General features: G+C 68.2%; 16 protein-coding genes and 1 tRNA gene. 5 read left to right on the forward strand and 12 right to left on the reverse strand.

Annotated features, from left to right (window positions below; all coding sequences use genetic code 11):
* Nucleotides 1-77 precede the first annotated feature (77 nt).
* Nucleotides 78-3,128: a glycosyltransferase gene (locus J2W78_RS17935; protein WP_253372710.1), complete on the reverse strand. Its 3,051-nt coding sequence runs from the start codon at nucleotides 3,126-3,128 to the stop codon at nucleotides 78-80.
* Between the two features lie 216 nt (nucleotides 3,129-3,344).
* On the opposite strand from J2W78_RS17935, the gene J2W78_RS17940 reads away from it, so the two are divergent.
* Together J2W78_RS17940 and J2W78_RS17945 are read left to right on the forward strand one after the other, a co-directional pair.
* Nucleotides 3,345-4,820 (forward strand): hemolysin family protein, encoded by a 1,476-nt coding sequence (locus J2W78_RS17940; protein WP_253455018.1) that lies wholly within the window; start codon nucleotides 3,345-3,347, stop codon nucleotides 4,818-4,820.
* An 8-nt stretch (nucleotides 4,821-4,828) separates the two neighbouring features.
* The gene (locus tag J2W78_RS17945) at nucleotides 4,829-5,539 is read left to right on the forward strand and encodes an SIR2 family NAD-dependent protein deacylase (RefSeq protein WP_253372712.1); all 711 of its coding nucleotides are present in this window, start codon (nucleotides 4,829-4,831) and stop codon (nucleotides 5,537-5,539) included.
* 102 nt (nucleotides 5,540-5,641) lie between these two features.
* Here the strand turns inward: J2W78_RS17945 and J2W78_RS17950 are convergent, their stop codons facing one another.
* The 8 genes from J2W78_RS17950 to J2W78_RS17985 all read right to left on the reverse strand — a co-directional run bounded on the left by J2W78_RS17950 (nucleotide 5,642) and on the right by J2W78_RS17985 (nucleotide 14,748).
* Complete coding sequence (locus tag J2W78_RS17950; protein ID WP_253374081.1) at nucleotides 5,642-6,388, reverse strand: peptidase; 747 nt, start codon at nucleotides 6,386-6,388, stop codon at nucleotides 5,642-5,644.
* A 124-nt stretch (nucleotides 6,389-6,512) separates the two neighbouring features.
* Nucleotides 6,513-7,391 carry a transglutaminase family protein gene (locus J2W78_RS17955; protein ID WP_253372714.1) on the reverse strand — a complete coding sequence of 293 codons (879 nt, stop codon included), beginning with the start codon at nucleotides 7,389-7,391 and terminating at the stop codon, nucleotides 6,513-6,515.
* Nucleotides 7,392-7,600: 209 nt separating this feature from the next.
* On the reverse strand, nucleotides 7,601-9,076 hold the full coding sequence (locus tag J2W78_RS17960; protein WP_253372716.1) for an MFS transporter: 1,476 nt from the start codon (nucleotides 9,074-9,076) through the stop codon (nucleotides 7,601-7,603).
* 635 nt (nucleotides 9,077-9,711) lie between these two features.
* The gene (locus J2W78_RS17965) at nucleotides 9,712-10,656 is read right to left on the reverse strand and encodes an alpha-E domain-containing protein (RefSeq protein ID WP_253372718.1); all 945 of its coding nucleotides are present in this window, start codon (nucleotides 10,654-10,656) and stop codon (nucleotides 9,712-9,714) included.
* Between the two features lie 107 nt (nucleotides 10,657-10,763).
* Nucleotides 10,764-12,203, reverse strand: a complete 1,440-nt coding sequence (locus J2W78_RS17970) for a circularly permuted type 2 ATP-grasp protein (RefSeq protein ID WP_253372720.1) — start codon at nucleotides 12,201-12,203, stop codon at nucleotides 10,764-10,766.
* Between the two features lie 283 nt (nucleotides 12,204-12,486).
* Nucleotides 12,487-13,233 carry a RadC family protein gene (gene radC, locus J2W78_RS17975; protein WP_253372722.1) on the reverse strand — a complete coding sequence of 249 codons (747 nt, stop codon included), beginning with the start codon at nucleotides 13,231-13,233 and terminating at the stop codon, nucleotides 12,487-12,489.
* 14 nt (nucleotides 13,234-13,247) lie between these two features.
* Nucleotides 13,248-14,102 (reverse strand): type I methionyl aminopeptidase, encoded by an 855-nt coding sequence (gene map, locus J2W78_RS17980; RefSeq protein ID WP_253372724.1) that lies wholly within the window; start codon nucleotides 14,100-14,102, stop codon nucleotides 13,248-13,250.
* A 178-nt stretch (nucleotides 14,103-14,280) separates the two neighbouring features.
* Nucleotides 14,281-14,748 (reverse strand): GNAT family N-acetyltransferase, encoded by a 468-nt coding sequence (locus tag J2W78_RS17985; RefSeq protein WP_253372726.1) that lies wholly within the window; start codon nucleotides 14,746-14,748, stop codon nucleotides 14,281-14,283.
* Between the two features lie 133 nt (nucleotides 14,749-14,881).
* Here J2W78_RS17985 and J2W78_RS17990 point away from each other — a divergent pair, with 133 nt between their 5' ends.
* The 3 genes from J2W78_RS17990 (at nucleotide 14,882) to J2W78_RS18000 (ending at nucleotide 16,473) form a co-directional block, all read left to right on the forward strand.
* Nucleotides 14,882-15,148: a zinc-finger domain-containing protein gene (locus J2W78_RS17990; protein ID WP_253372728.1), complete on the forward strand. Its 267-nt coding sequence runs from the start codon at nucleotides 14,882-14,884 to the stop codon at nucleotides 15,146-15,148.
* Between the two features lie 16 nt (nucleotides 15,149-15,164).
* Nucleotides 15,165-16,352: an FAD-dependent oxidoreductase gene (locus J2W78_RS17995; RefSeq protein WP_253372730.1), complete on the forward strand. Its 1,188-nt coding sequence runs from the start codon at nucleotides 15,165-15,167 to the stop codon at nucleotides 16,350-16,352.
* Between the two features lie 34 nt (nucleotides 16,353-16,386).
* Nucleotides 16,387-16,473, forward strand: a tRNA-Leu gene (locus J2W78_RS18000).
* Nucleotides 16,474-16,589: 116 nt separating this feature from the next.
* Here J2W78_RS18000 and J2W78_RS18005 read toward each other — a convergent pair.
* The 3 genes from J2W78_RS18005 to J2W78_RS18015 all read right to left on the reverse strand — a co-directional run bounded on the left by J2W78_RS18005 (nucleotide 16,590) and on the right by J2W78_RS18015 (nucleotide 17,931).
* The gene (locus J2W78_RS18005) at nucleotides 16,590-16,859 is read right to left on the reverse strand and encodes a hypothetical protein (protein WP_253372732.1); all 270 of its coding nucleotides are present in this window, start codon (nucleotides 16,857-16,859) and stop codon (nucleotides 16,590-16,592) included.
* Nucleotides 16,860-16,985: 126 nt separating this feature from the next.
* Nucleotides 16,986-17,498: a DUF3060 domain-containing protein gene (locus J2W78_RS18010; protein ID WP_253372734.1), complete on the reverse strand. Its 513-nt coding sequence runs from the start codon at nucleotides 17,496-17,498 to the stop codon at nucleotides 16,986-16,988.
* Between the two features lie 199 nt (nucleotides 17,499-17,697).
* A complete protein-coding gene (locus tag J2W78_RS18015; RefSeq protein ID WP_253372736.1) occupies nucleotides 17,698-17,931 on the reverse strand; it encodes a hypothetical protein in 234 nt (77 codons plus the stop codon).
* Between the last annotated feature and the right edge of the window lie 168 nt (nucleotides 17,932-18,099).

An 18,099-nucleotide genomic window follows, 5' to 3' on the forward strand; every position in this document is an offset into this window, starting at 1 on the left:
GGCGAGACCGCGCGAGACTCGCCTAGCTTGACCGTTGTAGCCGCTGAGTCGCAGCCTCGTCTATGACATGTGGGGGTTCATGCGGGGCATCGCCCGTCGCGGTGACCGATCGGAGCCGCCCCTTCCCTCCCCGCCTCGGGCGAAACGGTCGAGAGGGCGGCAGGGTCGAGCCCGTAGTAATCTTCCAGAATCCGTGGATAGACAGTCGGCCGGAACGGCGCGCGGGCGGCCCAGAGCGCGTCGATGGGAAGCGCGAGCAGGGCCGCGTTTAGCCGCTGCGGGTCGTCGGCCAAGGCCGGATCGAGGCGATGGCCCGCCCCGCTCTCGCGCAGGCGCTCGGCCTGGGCGCCGAGGTCGAAGGTCACCGGCGGCACCCCCGCCGCCAGCGCGAGCGAGAGCGTGTAGCAGTAGGTCTCCGGCCAGATCGAGGGGAGCAGGACGAGATCCGGATCGAGCCGGGCGATCTCGGCGAGCGCCGCCGCGTCGCTGCCGTAGAGGCCAGTCTCGCGCACACCCGCCGCCTCCATGGCGCGCGGCTCGGCAGAGTGCCCGACGATCGTGAACACGATCGGCAATTGCCGCAGCCGGGCGTCGAGGGCGAGATTGTGGACCACGTCGTAGCCCTTGTGCGCGCCGATCGATCCGATGACCGCGACCCGCAACGGCCCCTCCCGGCGCTGGCGCGCCTTAGGTTCCACGCCGGCCAGCGTCTCCTCGTGCGGGCGCAAAGCGATGCGGTCGAGGTGCAGCGCGTGGCCGATGCGATCCGCGAGATCGGCCGAGGGGGCGAACACCGCCCGGGCGCGGTCGAGGAACCCGGCCCAGTCCCGCCGCCGCTCGGCGGGATCGGGCAGGACGATCCCGTCGGCGTCGCGGTCGAGGCGGATGCAGTCGCGGCAGGTGGCGGGCTCCGCCAGCCCGCAATAGACGCCGTCGGGCCGCACGAGGTTGTTGCGGTGGCAGACCGAGGCGTAGTCGTGCAGCGTCACGTCGTAGCCGCTGCCCGCCGCCTCGATCAGCCGCATCGCCGCGCGGGTCGAGGGCGCATCGAGTCCCGCCAGCGAGTGGACATGCACCATCGCCGGGCCAAGCCAGCCGATGAGTTCGGCGAGGAGATCCGCATCCCGGTCGAGGGAAAGCGGATCGAGGATCGAGACGGGAAAATCGATTCCGCCCGCTCCGGGCAGGCCGAGCCTGAACCCGCCGGGCTCGTCGGTGCGCAGGTAGACGACGGCGAGGCCGGCCTCGGCGAGCCGGAGGCTCAGCGCCTCGATATGGGTCTCGACGCCACCACCGAAATCGTGGGTCACGATCAGGGCGATACCGCGCCCGGCACTCGCGGCGGCGCGCCGGGCGAAGCGGTAGAGGTCGAGGCGGCGCCGGGCAAAGCGAGCGGGATCCACCTCAATGTGGTTGTGGACCCGGCGCTGGTAGTCGGGGTGCTTGGTCAGGATCGCGCGGAAGATGTCCGCGCCCTTGGTCGCGAGCAGCGCGCCGAAGGAGACGCTGCCGGAGTGGAACACGAAGATGTCGTGGGCCAGCACGTTGGTGAAGCCCGCCTTGAGGGCGCGCATGCAGAAGTCGTTCTCCTCGCCGTAGCCGCGCCCGAAGGTCTCGGCATCGAGAAGGCCCACCGCCGTGATCGCCTCCCGGCGCATCGCCATGCAGAAGCCGACGCCGGTCGGCACCGGCGAACTCGTGCGGGCGTTGCAGGCGCGGGTGAAGGCGTCGATCTCGGCGGGCGTGATTTCGAGCCGGGCTTGGTTGTCGACGTTCGGCCGCGGGTAGCTGCAGATCGTGGCGTTGTTGGAAAACGGCGTGACCGTCGCGACGCGGAGATCGGCGTCGAGGTGCCAGAGCAGGCGGTCGAGCCAGTCGCCGTAGACGACGACGTCGGCATTGAGGAGCACGACGTCCTTGCCCGCGGCCCGTTCCAGGCCGCGGTTGCAGGTTCGCACGAAGCCGAGATTCGCCTCGTTGACGAGGTGGGCGAACAGGCCCCGGCCGCCGAGGTCGGCGAGCGCCGCGCTCAGGCGCGGATCGGGGCTGCAATCGTCGATGACGAGGAGGGCGAAGGGCGTGGCCTGCGGCGCGCTCAGCACCGCGTGGATCGCCCGCAGGGTGTCGTCGTAGCCCTTGTAGACGGGCATGATCAGCACGGCCCGCGCCGAAGCGAGGTCGGCGGCGGGCTGTGCCTGCTCCCACTCGGCCGGGCTCGGCGCGACCTGCGCCGGCCATGTGCCGAGGCCGAACGGCGTCGGCCGGAAGCCGCGCCCCCGGCCCACCGCGAGGTAGTGGAAGAACGGGTTCACCCCCGCCCCGATCTCCCGCCGGTAATGCTTGCGGTAGAACCGCACCGAGAAGTCGGGGCTCGGGTCGCGGTCCTCGCGGGCACCGAAATCGAGGAAATGGCGGACCGGATCGACGCCGGAGCGGCGGATGTCGGGATTGGTGTCGAGGTAGTGCTCCCGGTCAAAGGCCGCTGCCACCGTTTCGTAGATCTGCGCGTCGGTGGCCTCGGCCGGATCGACGGGAAGTACGGCTGCCTGCGGCTTGGTGCGCCGCGCGGGCGGGGCGGCGGCCTCCGAGGCCTGAAGCCGCCGCGTCGCGGCAAAATGATAGAGCGGGCTGACGCCGAGGCGCCGCATATGCGCGTGGCGCTGCAGGTAGGCATCACCCGAGAAGGCGTCGTTCGGGTCGAGTCCGCGTCGCCAGCCCTTGCTCAGGTAGTGGGCGAGCGGATCCTCGCCTCCTTCGAGACCGGCGAGGCGGGCATAGTACGGCGCATCGAAATAGGGCTCGACCACGCCGGCCTGGAGCGCGGAGAAATCCGGACCCGGCTGCGTCGCGACCCGCAGGCGCTCCGCCGGTGAGAGCCCCGCGTAGTGAACAAGCGGGTTGATCGGCGCCCGGTCGGCGAGGTGGCGGTCGGCGTAGAACAGCGTCGAGAACACCGCGGACGGGTCGCGGCCCTCCAGCCAGCCATGGTCGAGGTAGTGCCGGAGCGGGTCGCCGCCGCCCGCGGCCACGTCGGGATAGGCCGAGCGGTAGAAGGCGGGATCGAAGAAGGGGGCGGCCATCGCGGCATCGCGGCGCTTGGGCCGAAACAGCTTCGGCAGCTTGATCACGGCCACATTCCTCGACAACGCCAATACCGGGCCCCGCACCGGGATCGGCCCTTCGAAATGCATGGAAACGAAGTGTGGCGCGGCCGGGGCGACACCCTCCCCATACAGCATCGTCCCGGATGGTGGCGGCCGGCTTCAACGAAAATGACGATGCGCGCCGATCGGATGACGCAGGCGCGGTCGCCCACGCGAGAATGCGCCCGAACCTCTTCCCCCATGGCGGGGTTCGGCTCTAAGAGTGCCTCACAACACTCCCGATCACCGTACGGTTGCTTTCCGGGCGCGACGGCGCAGCGGGAGTTTTGTGAGAGACACTCAAGCATCGGTGCCGCCTCAGGGGCGGTCAGCAGTGCGGCTTGGCCCCGGGAGGGCACGATTTCGGACGGTCTCTGGTCTTCGGCGCTCGGCCTCATTGCGGTCGTCGCGCTCGTCTTCGCCAACGGCTTCTTCGTCGCGGCGGAATTCTCCCTCGTCGCGGTGCGGCGCAGCCGGGTCGCCGAACTGGTTAACGAGGGTCGGCTCAATGCCAGGGCGCTTCAGCGCGCCACCGACCGGCTCGATGCGCATCTCGCCGCGACGCAGCTCGGCATCACCCTCTCCTCGCTGGCACTCGGCTGGGTCGGCGAGCCGGCCCTGGCCCACCTGATCGAACCGCTGCTCTACTGGCTGCCGGAGACCGCCGCCGGCCCCACCGCGCACACGCTGGCCGTGGCTTTGGCCTTTGCCGTCATCACCACCTTGCACATCGTGCTGGGCGAGCTGGCGCCGAAAAGCCTCGCGCTCCAGCGCAGCGAGCGCACGGCGCTCGTGATCGTGCGGCCGCTGACCCTGTTCCTGTTGGTGTTCGGCCCGGCGATCCACCTCCTCAACAGCCTCGGCAACGGGGTGCTGCGGCTCCTCGGCCTCAGGCCGGGCGAGGGTGAAGGAAACCTCCCCTCGCCGAAGGAACTCAGCCTGCTCGTCACCGCGAGCCACGAGGCGGGCCTGCTGCACGAGGCGCAGGAGGATGCGGTGGCGCGCATCCTCGCCATCGGCGAGCGGCGCATCCGCGAGATCATGACGCCGCGCAACGAGGTGGATTGGGTCGATCTCGACGATTCGCAGGAGGAGATCATCGAGGCGGTGCGCACCTGCCGCCACGAGCAGCTCGTCGTGAGCCGGGCGCAGATCGACGACGTCGTCGGCGTGCTGCGCAAGCAGGATCTGCTCGACCAGTTCCTCGACGGCAAGCCGCTCGACGTGAAGGGGGCGACCCGCGAACCCATCGTCGTCCACGAGGGGTTGGCGATCCTCAAGGTGCTGGAGATGTTCCAGACCAAGCCGGTGCGCATGGCGATCGTCGTCGACGAGTACGGAAGCCTGGAGGGCATCGTCACCCAGACCGACCTGCTGGAGGCGATGGCCGGCGAGATCCCCGAGCCCGGCGAGGAGCGGATGGTGGTCGAGCGCGAGGACGGCTCGCTGCTCATCGACGGCATGATATCGGCGACCGATGCGTTCGATCGCCTCGGCTTTCCGGAGCGCCCGCGCTCGGACGACTTTTCCACGCTCGCGGGCTTCTTCATCGTCCAGCTCGGACGCATCCCGACGGAGGGCGATGCGATCGAGACCCAGGGCTGGCGGATCGAGGTCGTCGACATGGACGGGCGGCGCATCGACAAGGTGCTCGCCACCCGCCTGCCGGACGCTTGAGCCGCGCGATGTCCAACATCTTCGTTCTGACGGGTGCCGGGATCTCCGCCGAAAGCGGACTCGGCACGTTCCGCGACACGGACGGCGCGTGGGCCCGGTTCGATCCGATGCGCCTCGCGACGCCGGAAGGCTTCGCCGCCGATCCGGTGCTGGTCCACGACTTCTACAACCATCGCCGCCGCGACGCCCGCGCTGCCGCCTCGAACCCTGCCCACATGGCGCTGGCCCGGCTGGAAGCGGGCTTGGCGGAGCGCGGCGGCCGGCTGTTCCTGTGCACGCAGAACATCGACGATCTGCACGAGCGGGCCGGCTCGCGCCACGTGGTGCACATGCACGGTGAGCTGCTGAAGGCCCGCTGCACCTCCTGCGCAACGGACACCGTCTGGCACGAGGATCTCACCGTCGAGACCCCCTGCCCGCATTGCGGCCATAGCGGCGACATGCGGCCCGACGTGGTGTGGTTCGGCGAGATGCCCCACCACCTCGAAGCGATCGACGAGGCGCTCGCCGAGGCCGACCTGTTCGTGGCGATCGGCACCTCCGGCGCGGTCTACCCGGCGGCGGGCTACGTCGCGCAGGCCCGCGCTTTCGGCATCCCGACGCTCGCCCTCACGCTCGAGGCCGCCGACAATGCCGGTCTGTTCGAGGCGACCCGGCTCGGGCGCGCGAGCGAGACGGTGCCGGCGTTCGTCGAAGAGGTGCTGAGTCGATCGGCGTGATGCCGCCGCCGTCATCGCGAGACGGGGCGGGAGCGATCCGATGCGCGCCCCTTCCGGACAGGACGCCCCCTGGACTGCTTCGCTCGCGAGTGATGGCAGCGGCTACCGCTGCGGCCCGTAGGGTGGGCGCGGAATTGCGCGGTGAGCCGCGCGGAGCGCCGCCGACCAGCGCTCGCGCAGATCGTGGAAGTAGCTCTCGCCGGCCTCGATGCGATGGCTCACTTCGAGGTCGAGGGCGCCGCGGCGCTGCACGGCGATGTCGATCGGCAGTCCGACGCCGAGATTCGAGCGCATGGTGGAATCCATCGAGACGAGGCCCACCTTCAGCGCGTCGTAGAGGTCGGTCTCGAAGGTGACGGCCCGGTCGAGGATCGGCTTGCCGTATTTGTGCTCGCCGATCTGAAGGAAGGGCGCCTCGCGGCTGCACTCGATGAAGTTGCCGGCCGAGTAGATCATGAACAGCCGCATCGGCTCGGTGCCGATCTGGCCGCCGAACAGGAACGAGACCTCCATGCGCAGGTTGGCCGCCTCGAACCCGGCCGACTCGATCTCGCGCACCCGGCGAATCGCCCGGCCGACGAGCTGAGCCGCCTTGAACATCGTGGCCGCGTCTTCGAGCTTCGGCGGCGTCTCGCCCTCGATGTCGTCCACGCCCTCGCGAAGCATGCTGAGCACCGACTGCGTCATGGAGAGGTTGCCGGCGGAGGCCAGCATCATCACGCGCTCATTGGGCGTGTTGAACATGTGCAGCTTGCGGAAGGTCGAGATGTTGTCGAGCCCCGCATTGGTGCGGGTGTCGGCGATCATCACCAGCCCGTCCTCGACGAGCACTCCGACGCAGTAGGTCATGGCGGTCGCCGCCTCAGGCAGGGGCCCGTGCGCCGGGCAGGTTCGGGCGGCCCGCATCGCATGCTCCGAGCCGACCCGGCAAGACACCTTTTGTTAAAAGCCGGGCTCCAAGGCCCGGCCCGGCTCAGCCTTGGCCCAAGCTCTGGCTTTGACTCTGGCTCTGCTGACCACGGCCTTGAGACTGCGATTGGGATTGCACCTGCTCGACTCGCAAGGCCACGTCGAGGGTTTCGGTGCCTCCGCCGACGCGGCTGCCGCGGATCGGCGCGGCGCCGAGATAGTCGAGGCCGACGGCGACGCGCACATGCGCCTCGGTCGCCGAGATGCCGTTGGCCGGGTCGAACCCGATCCAGCCGAGACCCGGCACCAATGATTCCGCCCAGGCATGCCCCGCCTCTTGGTCGTCGGCGCCGTCGTCGCGGCGGAAATAGCCGGAGACGTAGCGCGACGGGATCTCCAGGTGCCGGGCGGCGGCGAGGAAGATGTGGGTGAGATCCTGGCACACGCCCTTCCCCCCCTCGAAGGATTGGGCGGCGGTGGTGCTGGCGCTGGTCGGGCCCGGCTCGAAGGTCACGGTGTCGTGAACGGCGGCGAGCAAGCGGTGCAGCAACGGCAGCGCATCACGCTCCCCCCTGCCCGCAACCTTCTCCGCGAAGGCCTTGAGTTCCGGGCTTGCCTCGGTGAGCGGGGTGTCGCGCAGGTAGAACAGGTCAGGCAGGCGCTCCACCGCGCCGCGCACGACACCGCTCGTCTCGAAGGTCTCGATCTCGCCGGTCACCCGCACGGTGAGCGTGTCGGTGGGATCGTCGGCGGTGAACCAGTGGACGAGATTACCGAACCCGTCCTCGCGGGCGGTGAGCCGTCCGTTGACGGAGGGCTCGATCCGCCACTCGCGCACGTGCTGACCGTCATGGTCGCGGGGCGTGAGCCGCAGGATCTGAATCAGGCCCCGCGCGGGCTGCTGGTAGGTATAGACCGTATCGTGGACGATCCGGATGCGCATGCCTTGATCCTGCCGGGATGAGTCCCGGCAAGCTAGGACACGCAACCCGGTTTGGAAATCGGCGGCCCTGCTCAAAGCGTTGGCAGAGCGGAATTTCCCAGCCGCTCGTCCGGTGCGCTCCTCCCCGGCGCGCGGATTCGCGGGCGTCTTCCCCGTTCACCACGCTTTGGAAGGAACCGGTCCGAAGACGGCGGCTCCCTGCCCTGCGCTCACAGTATCTGGCGATGCGCGGCGGCGACCGGCCCCGGACCACCCGTCGAAGCGGCGTTGAGGCTCTGGACGAGGTCGTGCGCCTCCTGCTCGCTGGCGGCCGCCGGTGGCGAGCCCCACATGCTGGTGCCGTTGGGTTCGCGGATGAGCAGGATCGAGACCACGCCGATCACGCCCGCGATCATCAGATAATAGGCGGGCCAGTTGAGGTCGCCAGTATAGGCGACGAGCGATCCGACGACGACCGACGTCGTTCCGGCGAAGAGCGAGACGGACACGTTGAAGGAGATCGAGAGCCCGCTCGCCCGCAGGTTCGTGGGGAAGAGGGCCGGCAGGGTCGAGGGCATCGTGGCGCTGAAGCAGATCAGCAGCATCCCCATGATCAGCAGGCCGAGGAAGACCGCGGCCTCGCTCTGAGAGCGGATCAGCAGGATCATCGGCAGGGCCAGGACGACGAGGCCGACCGCCCCGGCCAGAGCGAAGGGTTTCCGTCCGAACCGGTCGGACAGGCGGCCGATGAACGGGATCGACAGGAGCGCGAGCACCATCACCGCGATCTGCAGAACCTGAGACTCGGTGGGCGAGATGCCGCCCGCATGCTGCATCATCGGCAGGGTCTGCGTGACGTAGGTCGGCATGTAGGAGGTCAGCATGTAGTTCGGCACGTTCCAGGCGAGCGCCAACCCCATGCAGACGAGGACGTAGGGCCAGAGGGCCAGGATATCCTTCGCGGTCTGTCCCGCGCGCAGGCGCTTCTCGCGATCCTCCGTCTCCTGCTCGAGCGCGGCGAAAGCGGGCGTCTCGGCGAGTTGCGAACGCAGGTAGACGCCGACGAGGCCGAGCGGCAGGGCCAGGAAGAAGGGTAGACGCCAGCCCCAGTCGAGCAATTGCTGCTCGGTCAGGGCGAGACCCGCCACGGTCACGACGATCGCGCCGAGCAGGTATCCGGTGAAGGTGCCGAACTCCAGCCAACTGCCGAGATAGCCGCGCCGCCGGTCGGGGGCGTACTCGGCGATGAAGGTCATGGCGCTGCCATACTCACCACCGGTGGAGAAGCCCTGGACCAGGCGGGCGACCAGCAGGAGAAGGGGTGCGGCAATGCCGATGCTGTCCTGACTGGGAATACAGCCGATCGCGAAGGTGCCGACGGCCATCAGGATCATCGTGGCCGCGAGAACCTTGTTGCGGCCGATCCGGTCGGCCAGAGGGCCGAAGAACATGCCGCCGAGCGGCCGGATCAGGAAGGCGACGGCAAACAGCCCGAAGGTCGCGATCTCCCCCATCGTGTGGGAGAGATTCGAGAAGAACACCTTCTGAATCGTCGGCTCGAAGAACGCATAGACGCCGAAATCATACCATTCGGCGACGTTCCCGATCGAAGCCGCGGAGATCGCACGCCGGATCGTCGAAGGCTCGGTGACGGTACAGTCCGAGGCCTTCCAGTCCGTCTCGGCATCAACATGCATCGACAGCATCGTGAACGGATCTCCAAAGGGCCGGCCGAGCAGGACGAGATGGGGACAGAAGATTTGCTGCGCGTATGCGCCGCCCGCTCACCACGCGCCGCAGCGGTCGAACGGGATCGGTTTCAGCCGGAGGACGGCTGGCGATCATCTCCCCAAAATGCGCGATCGATTATTTTCATTCTTCGGGGCCGTGCCGAGCACCCGCTCAGGCTACGACCTGCGACAATTTTGATGGAGTATCGGCGCCGGACTTGCGATGAACCGACACATTTTTTCCAAATCGATGCGTCGAGAGGTGTTTTACTCGACAAACCCGATGTGCAGCGCAGCAATGTCGGCCGGCATATTCAGCCCTGCATGCATGGAAACGGGTGTCACGCATCATCGCGCGATTACGGGGCGTGGATAGCCGAATCGCCCGTGCATCGGCGGCAGCCTCGAACCCCGTTCGCCGGGATGATTTTGTGAGGCTTGCCGTTCCTCATGCCGAGGCGCCACGCGATGGCCTTAGGCCAGCTTTCGAGTGCTCTCCCAAATCCGTTCGATGCCTTCGGGAGGGCGGATTTGGACCTCGCGCGAGCACTGCGCATTTGCTGATACGGCGCCCGCTTGATCGAAGCGGACGCCGTATCAGCCGGTTTCCCTCACACCAGATATTGATCGCTGATGGCCGCGCCGAGACTGTTGTTCTCGACGATGAAGCCCTGGATGAACTCGTGCAGGCCGGAGGCGAAGATGCGCTCGATGTCGGCGCTGCGGAGCTTGGCCCGCAGGTTGCTCGCCAGACGCTGGCTCTCGCCGCGGCGACCGTAGGCGTCGGCGATCAGATCGAGGTGCTCCACCAGCATCCGGTAGCAGCTCGCGAGCGAACGCGGCATCTCGGGGTTGAGGATCAGCAGGTCGGCGACGAGCACCGGCTTGATGCTCTCGCGGTAGACCCAGTGATAGGCGTTGAAGGCCGAGACCTCGCGCAGGATCGTCGTCCACTGGAAGTAGTCGAGCGAGCCGCCGACCCGCTCCGAGGCCGGCAGCAGGATCTGGTACTTCACGTCGAGGATACGCGCGGTGTTGTCCGCCCGCTCGATCGCCGTGCCGGTACGGGTGAACCAGTAGGCGTCGTTGCGCAGCATCGTCCGGTAGGCCGAGCCGTCGAAGGTCAGCGAGACCCGCTTCACCCAGTCGAGGAATTGCGTGAACTCGTCGCGCGAGAGGTCGCGCCCCTCGTAGGAACGCAGTTCGAGATAGGCGCCGTTGATCGTGTCCCACATCTCGGTGGTGAGCGCCGTGCGGATCGAGCGGGCGTTCTCCCGCGCCGTGGCGATGCAGGAGCGGATCGAGGACGGGTTGTGGGGCGAGAAGGCGAGGAAGTTGCAGACCGTGTGTTCGTTGACCGAATCGTAGAGGGTCTTGAACAGCTCGGGATCGCCCGCCGAGGACAGGGCGGAGGCCCACTCGTTCGAGGTGCGCCCGCCGTAGCTCGACGGCAGGGCGGCGAGCCGCAGGGCCGCGTCGAGGATGCGGGCCAGAAAATCCGCTCGCTCGGCGTAGCGCGAGAGCCAGTAGAGGTTGTCGGCAGTCCGGGACAGCATGGCGTCAGCTCGCGGGCGCGTTGGCGACCGGGACGGCAGATGCGCGGTGTTTCATCACCGACGCTGCCCGGCCCGCCTGAAGATTGTTTAAGAATCGGGCGAAGCGCTCAGGCATCGAGCACCCAGGTATCCTTGGTGCCGCCACCCTGGCTCGAATTGACAACGAGCGAGCCCTCTTTCAGCGCAACCCGCGTCAGGCCACCGGGCACGATGCGGATCTCGTCGGCGCCGGCCAGCACGAAGGGGCGCAGATCGACGTGGCGCGGGGCGACGCCGGAGGCGACGAAGGTCGGGCAAGTGGAGAGCGAGAGCGTTGGCTGAGCGATGAAGTTGTCGGGCGCGTGCCGCAGCTTCTTGGCGAACTCGTCGATCTCGCGCCGCGTCGCGTGCGGGCCCACCAGCATGCCGTAGCCGCCCGAGCCGTTGACCTCCTTCACCACGAGGTCCTTCAAGTTGTCCATGACGTAGGAGAAGGCGTCCTTCTCCCGGCAGCGATGGGTCGGCACGTTGTGCAGGATCGGGTCTTCGCCGGTGAAGAATTTCACGATTTCCGGCATGTAGCTGTAGACGGCCTTGTCGTCCGAGATGCCGGTGCCGACCGCGTTCGACAGCGTGACATTGCCCCGCTCGTACGCGTTCATCAGCCCCGGCACGCCGAGCACCGAATCCGGCCGGAACACCAGCGGATCGAGGAAATCGTCGTCGAGGCGGCGGTAGATCACGTCGACGCGCCGTGGCCCCTCGGTCGTGCGCATGTAGACGACCTCGTCCTTCGTGAAGAGGTCGCCCGCCTCCACCAGCTCGACGCCGAGTTTGTCGGCCAGGAACGAGTGCTCGTAGAAAGCCGAGTTGTAGCGGCCGGGTGTCAGCAGCACGACCGTCGGGTCGCGCGTCGCGGAAGCCGGAGCCAAGCTGCGCAGGGTCGCGAGCAGGGCGTCGGGATAGTTCTCGACCGGGGCGACGCGGTGACGCGAGAACAGCTCGGGGAAGAGCCGCATCATCACCTCGCGGTTCTCCAGCATGTAGGAGACGCCGGACGGCGTGCGGGCGTTGTCTTCCAGCACGAAGAAGTCGTTCTCGCCGGTCCGCACGATGTCGATGCCGGCGATGTGGACGTAGAGGTCGTGCGGCACGTCGAAGGCACGCATCTCCATGCGGTAATGCGGGTTGCGGTAGACGAGGTCGGGCGGGATGATCCCGGCCTTGATGCATTCCTCGGCGCCGTAAATGTCGTTGATGAAGGCGTTCAGCGCCGTCACCCGCTGCTTGAGGCCGCGCTCCAGGAAGTCCCACTCGGGCTTCGTCAGCACCCGCGGGATGATGTCGAACGGGATCAGCCGCTCGGTCGATTCGTTGGCGCCGTAGACCGCGAAGGTGATGCCGATGCGTCGGAACAGCATCTCGGCCTGGCTGCGGCGGGTGTTGAAATGCTCCGGCGGCGTCTTGTCGAGCCAGGCCTTGAGGATGTCGTAGGCCTCGCGCACGGCCGCCGGCTCCAGCTGGCCTGCCCCGCCCCCGTTCATCTCATCGAACGCCGTGTGCGCCATCCGCGCGATTCCCCTTGATGTCTCGTCCTGCCGGAGCAAGAGGCAGGCCACGCGGCGGGTCGCCTGCCAGCCCTGAAACTGTCTCTTCCCCGGCTGCCGCGGCACGAGGCGCCGCGGGCAGGAGATCGCCTTGCGCCCTCGTCGATGCGAGCGACACGGGGCGACCCTCTGATCGATGTAGCGGACGACCCGCGCAAGCCTATCCCTGGAAGCGACGCTCCGCTGAAGGTTTGTGCAACCCGTCAGGGAAATTTCTACGGGCACACCCGAGCCCTCGGACGCCTCAGATCAGCTTGAGCGCTTTGAGGCTCGCATGACCGTCACGGCCAAGGATGACGTGGTCGTGCACCACGATACCGAGGGGACCGAGTGCCGAGACGATCTCCCGCGTCATGCGGATGTCGGCCTTCGAGGGCGTCGGATCGCCGGACGGATGGTTGTGGGCGAGGATGATCGCGGTGGAGGCGAGTTCGAGCGCCCGGCGCGCCACCTCGCGGGGGTAGACCGGCGTATGATCCACGGTGCCGCGGCCCTGCACCTCGTCGGCGAGGAGGTGGTTGCGCCGGTCGAGGAACAGCACCCGGAACTCTTCGCGGCCTGAAAAGGCCATGGTGGAGCGAAGATACTCGATGAGGGCGCTCCACGAAGAGAGCAGCGGGCGGGCGGCGATGGCGCCACGGGCCAGCCGCCGGCCGGCGGCCTCGATGAGTTTCAGGTCGGCGGCGACGCCGGCGCTGACACCCTCCACCTCCAAGAGCCGGGCAGGCTCGGCGCTGACGACCTCGGCGAACGAGCCGAACCGGTGGATCAGAGCCTTGGCGAGCGGCTTCACGTCCCGCCGCGGAATCGAGCGGAACAAGGTGAGTTCGAGCAGTTCGTAATCGGCCAACGCCTCGGCACCGACTTGCGCGAAGCGGGCGCGCAGGCGCTCGCGGTGGCCGTGATAGTGCGGCGCCTCCTCGGCGGGCGCGGGAGCGGCCGCCTCGGCAAAGCCCGGTAGAGCAGGCGGTTCGGCCGTCCGGCGGGCCATCTCCCGGCGGGCCGTCAGTCGGCCTGCGCGCCGTGCGGATCGAGACCGTGCGGCTTGGGCTGGTCGAGGCCCTTGGGCGAGAGGGTAAAGATCTCGTAGCCGTCTTCCGTCACCGCCACCGTATGCTCGAACTGCGCCGAGAGGGAGCGGTCGCGGGTCACGGCGGTCCAGCCGTCGGAGAGCACCTTCACCGCCGGGCGCCCGAGATTGATCATCGGCTCGATGGTGAAGAATTGCCCGGCCTTGAGCGGCACGTCGTAGCTCGCCTCGACGTAGTGCAGGATGGTCGGCGCGTCGTGATAGACGCGGCCCAGACCGTGACCGCAGAAATCACGCACCACCGCGCAGCGCTCGGCCTCGGCGTAGGTCTGGATTGCGCGGCCGATGTCGTTGGTGGAGCCGCCCGGCTTCACCGCGCGGATGCCGCGCATCAGCGCCTCGTAGGTGATCTCGCACAGGCGCTGCGCCTTGCGCGGCACCTCGCCGATATAGGCCATGCGGCTCGAATCCCCGTGCCAGCCGTCGAGGATCAGGCAGCAATCGAGGTTGACGATGTCGCCCTCGCGCAGGGGCTTGTCGTTGGGGATGCCGTGGCAGACGACGTGGTTGATCGAGGTGCAGATCGACTTGCGGTAGCCGCGGTAGAACAGCGAGGCCGGATAGGCGCCGTGATCCATGCCGAACTCGAAGGCGAGCCGGTCGAGATGCTCCGTGGTCACGCCGGGCTGGGCGGCCTCGACCAGGAGATCGAGCGCCTCCGCGGTCAGGCGGCCGGCGCGGCGCATCCCCTCGAACCCCTCCGGCCCGTGGATCGGCGGCTCCGGGGCGCGGCGCCCGCCTTCGGCGACGGCTTGCTCTTCACGGCTCATGGGGATCGGGCGCTTAGCGAGGGACGTTCGAGGCGGATGCCCTCGTCTTACGCCGCCCCAGGGCCGGCGCCAACCCGAGCGCGCCCGAGCATGAATGCCTTTGGCGCTGTTTGATTGGCCCGACCGCACCTTGGTTCGTTCCGGACCGAGCTAGCGGGGCGGCCAATCGGGAGTCACATCAAATCAGCGTACCTTGTCGAACGATGCGTTTCGTCATCGGCACAAAGCCCTCGGCTTGTCCGAGGAGGACCGGCGCATCCCTCGTCAGTCGTATCCATCCCGTCGACGAATAGAACCCTTCGGCATCCGACGCCGCGCTGACGAACAGCCTGCCGAGGCCAAGCGCTCTCGCGTAATCCTCCACCATCGCGTCGAGCACGCAGCCATGCCCGTTCCTGCGAAGGGGGGCCGTGATGGCCACGAGCCTGACGATCCCTGTCCCGTTCCCGAGGTCGTCGAGGCGCGTGGTGCCGATGCCCGCCTCATCCCGCATCAAGAGCAGAGCGTGGTGATTCGGAAAAAGCTCCTCAGGCCGGGCATCGTCATAACCAACCCGTCCCCTTTCCTCCCACAACGAGGAGCGGCGAATGGCATGGTAGACCTGCCGATCGGACGCTTCGGCAACGCGAACAAGAGAATACCGCATCGGGCCCGCGCCTCCCGCGAATGGCCGCCGCCTCGCAGGCGCGGGTCGTTCAGACCGTCGGCAGGTCGAAGCGGGACCCTAGGCGTGCGGCCCCGAACGCGCTAGACCACGGCCTCCGTTTCAGGGACGTGCAATGGCTGACAAGGCGGTTCCCCACTTCCACAATCAGGCCGGCGTGACCGTGATCGCGGTGGGCTCGAAGGAATTTATGTGCATCGGGGCGCTGCCGCCCTTCGATCATCCGCACGTCTTCCTCGACATGGGCAGCGAGACCGAGATCATCTGCCAGTACTGCTCGACCCTGTTCCGCTACGACCCGAAGCTGAAGCCGGGAACGGCGGAGCCGGCCGGGTGCGTGTGGCACGACGAGACGCCGGAAAAGACGTCCAAGGCGGCCTGACCGGACCGGGCCGTCCGTGGCGGCGCTCTCCATCGTCATCGTCGGCGCCGGGATCGGCGGGCTCACCGCCGCGCTGTCGCTCGCCGCGGCCGGCCATGCCGTCACGCTGATCGAGCGTCGCACCGGGTTCTCCGAGGTCGGCGCCGGCCTCCAGCTCTCGCCGAACGCCAGCGCGGTGCTGATCGGTCTCGGGCTCGGCGCGGCCCTGCGCCGGGCGAGTGACGAGCCGCCGGGCGTCACCGTGCGCGCGCTGACCACCGGCCGCGTCGTCGGCGGCATCCGCCTCGGCGCGAGTATCCGCGAGCGTCACGGCGCACCCTACTACGTCCTGCATCGCGCCGACCTGCAGACGATCTTGCTCGATGCCGTGCGTGGGCGCCCCGGCATCCGCCTCTGCGTCGGGCGCGAGATCTCGGGCCTGGGCGAGACCGGGGACGGCGTCAGCCTGACGGTGCGCAGCATCGACGGCGACCGCACCGAGACCCTGAACGCCGACCTCGTCATCGGCGCCGACGGGGTGCGCTCCAGCCTGCGGCAGCATTTCGACACACGCCCGCTGCGGCTCCACCGCCAAGCGGCGTGGCGGGCGGTGATCCCGCGTGAAGCCGCGCCGGAGGCACTTCAGGGCGCCGAGACGGGGCTCTGGCTCGGGCACCGGCGCCATGTCGTCCATTATCCGATCAACGGCGGCAAGCGGCTCAACGTCGTGGCGATCGTCCCCGAGCGCGAGGGTGACGAGGATTGGGGCCGGATCGGCGACCCGGCCGTCCTGCGCGACCATTTTCCCGACGCGGCGCCGCCGCTGACGGAGCTGCTGACCCTGCCCGATAGCTGGGTGGTGTGGTCGCTGGTGGACCGACCGGCGGTGCGGCCGATGGCACGGGGCCGGATTGCGCTTCTGGGCGATGCCGCCCACCCGGTGCTGCCATTCCTGGCCCAGGGCGCGGCGCTCGCCATCGAGGATGCCGCGGTTCTAGCGGCGAGCCTGTCCGGCCCGGCGAGCGTGCCCGAAGCGTTGGCAGCCTACGCTGCGGCACGCCAGTCCCGCGTTCGCGCGGTGCAGCGGGCCGCTCGCCGCAACGGGCGCTTCTACCATGCCGGCCGGCTGATCGGCTTTGCCCGGGACACGGTGATGCGCCGCACCGGCCCCGAGGGCATGAGCGCGCGTTACGCCTGGGTCTACGGCTGGCACCCACCCGCTTGATCTGGCCTCACCGGACCGCTACCGCTGCACCGATGCGGACGTGGCGAAACCGGTAGACGCACGAGACTTAAAATCTTGCGGCCGCAAGGCTGTGCGGGTTCGAGTCCCGCCGTCCGCACCAAGAATTTGGAATTGCAAATCGTGTCAGAAGGAGACTGACACACAGGTGGTCTCGGCGCCCTGAAGGCATCCGAGAAGGGTCGGGAGCGGCATCGCCCCCGACACGCTCAACCTCAATTACCGGGCCGGACGCTCACGGACGGTCCGCTCTTCGCGCCGCTCGATACGCTCCTCGCGGCGTGGATCGGGATCGACCCCGAGCACACCGCCGACGGTGCCGGTCGCGGCCCCGACAGCACCGCCCACGACACCGCCGACCGGGCCGGCGGCACGGTTGCCGTCTTCGACGCCGCGTTCGGCGCCGCGAATGGTCCCTTGAGCCTGGGCTGTCGCGGACAGAGCGAGCGGGGACAGAACGAGGGCAGAGGCGAGCAATAGCCGCTTCATGGAGTTGGCTCCTGGAATCGGTGCGCCGACGGTAAGCCGCGCTTCACAGGGATAACGGCCGAGAGCGGCGATTGGTGCCGAACACCGGGATCGACCGTCCCCCTACGGCCTCCGCAACGAGGCGCCCTACGGCTTCCGCTTGATGACGTTCTTGGCTCCGGATGCCGTCACTTCGGGGTTCGGGGCGCCCTCGCTGCGCGTCCACTCCACGACATGGTCCGCGCCGTTCACCTGTAGCTGCGTGGGTCCGGCGAGGACGAGCGAGACGCGATTGTTGGCACCCGACGTATCCAGTTTACCGGGGGGGCTGCCGCCGCCCAGCGTCGCCGTGACGATGTTCTGCGTCACACTGACGGTCACATCCTGGGCCCGGCCGCCCTGCACCGTGTTGTCCATACCGGAGACGAAGAGCGCCCGTCCCTCTTCGAAACTCACCTTGTGCTTCGACCCGTGCACGGAGATGAGCCCGCATCGTCCGGTCAGCGCGATCTCATTCTCCGCGCCATAGACCCCTACGTCCTTCCCGTGACAGTCGACATCGCGACTGATCCCGACGCCTTCGATGGTCAGTTCATCGGCTTGTGCGATGCCCAAGGGAGCCATCGCCGCAGCGAGGATCAGGGGTAGAAGACGCGGCATCGAACCATCCTAGGCATTGTTCGGGATGCCGTAGAGAGCAAACCGGTCAAGCCACGTCAAACGGTCGCGTTGAGGATGCGTCCGGGCTGTCAGGCTCCATGTCCTTCATTCGGGCGGCGAGGTGGATTGAGCTTTCACGGGATCCGCCCCGGCACGATGGGCCGCATCCTGAAGGGCTGCGCGGGCCGAATGATCCGCTTCAACGGGCGGCAGGAGCGGGGTTCGGCTGCGGATTGCCGGAATTCTGGGCCTCGGGAGACGGCGTCGGCTGCTGTTGTGGCGGGCTTCCCGGCTGTCCCTCGTTGAGGGTTTGGTTGGCCTCGGTCTGAAGCTTGTCGGCGGTCTGTTGGCTGATGAGCCCGTAGGAGACGGCCGCGGCGAGCGCCACGGCGATGACGGCGCCGAGCAGGGTTCTCTTAAGCTTGTCCGGCATCGGCGGCGGCCCTCCCATCGGCGCGGCGGTGAGCGCGCCCTCTCGGCGAGAGAACAGGAGGCGGGACGATGCGTTCCGGTTGTCGCGATGGCGGATCGGCACCGGACCTCAGAGGGCTGGATCGAACACCCGCAAGACACGGCCAGAGGCCGGAATTCGAAGCTATTT

This window comes from Methylorubrum extorquens (assembly GCF_024169925.1).
Taxonomy (GTDB): Bacteria; Pseudomonadota; Alphaproteobacteria; order Rhizobiales; family Beijerinckiaceae; genus Methylobacterium; species Methylobacterium extorquens_A.

Excerpts from the sequence above, each read along its gene's own strand:
- J2W78_RS17940 (WP_253455018.1), top strand. The coding sequence starts at position 3,345 with ATGGCGGGGTTCGGCTCTAAGAGTGCCTCACAACACTCCCGATCACCG.
- J2W78_RS17945 (WP_253372712.1), top strand. The coding sequence starts at position 4,829 with ATGTCCAACATCTTCGTTCTGACGGGTGCCGGGATCTCCGCCGAAAGC.
- J2W78_RS17950 (WP_253374081.1), bottom strand. The coding sequence starts at position 6,388 with ATGACCTACTGCGTCGGAGTGCTCGTCGAGGACGGGCTGGTGATGATC.
- J2W78_RS17955 (WP_253372714.1), bottom strand. The coding sequence starts at position 7,391 with ATGCGCATCCGGATCGTCCACGATACGGTCTATACCTACCAGCAGCCC.
- J2W78_RS17960 (WP_253372716.1), bottom strand. The coding sequence starts at position 9,076 with ATGCTGTCGATGCATGTTGATGCCGAGACGGACTGGAAGGCCTCGGAC.
- J2W78_RS17965 (WP_253372718.1), bottom strand. The coding sequence starts at position 10,656 with ATGCTGTCCCGGACTGCCGACAACCTCTACTGGCTCTCGCGCTACGCC.
- J2W78_RS17970 (WP_253372720.1), bottom strand. The coding sequence starts at position 12,203 with ATGGCGCACACGGCGTTCGATGAGATGAACGGGGGCGGGGCAGGCCAG.
- radC (WP_253372722.1), bottom strand. The coding sequence starts at position 13,233 with ATGGCCCGCCGGACGGCCGAACCGCCTGCTCTACCGGGCTTTGCCGAG.
- map (WP_253372724.1), bottom strand. The coding sequence starts at position 14,102 with ATGAGCCGTGAAGAGCAAGCCGTCGCCGAAGGCGGGCGCCGCGCCCCG.
- J2W78_RS17985 (WP_253372726.1), bottom strand. The coding sequence starts at position 14,748 with ATGCGGTATTCTCTTGTTCGCGTTGCCGAAGCGTCCGATCGGCAGGTC.
- J2W78_RS17990 (WP_253372728.1), top strand. The coding sequence starts at position 14,882 with ATGGCTGACAAGGCGGTTCCCCACTTCCACAATCAGGCCGGCGTGACC.
- J2W78_RS18005 (WP_253372732.1), bottom strand. The coding sequence starts at position 16,859 with ATGAAGCGGCTATTGCTCGCCTCTGCCCTCGTTCTGTCCCCGCTCGCT.
- J2W78_RS18010 (WP_253372734.1), bottom strand. The coding sequence starts at position 17,498 with ATGCCGCGTCTTCTACCCCTGATCCTCGCTGCGGCGATGGCTCCCTTG.
- J2W78_RS18015 (WP_253372736.1), bottom strand. The coding sequence starts at position 17,931 with ATGCCGGACAAGCTTAAGAGAACCCTGCTCGGCGCCGTCATCGCCGTG.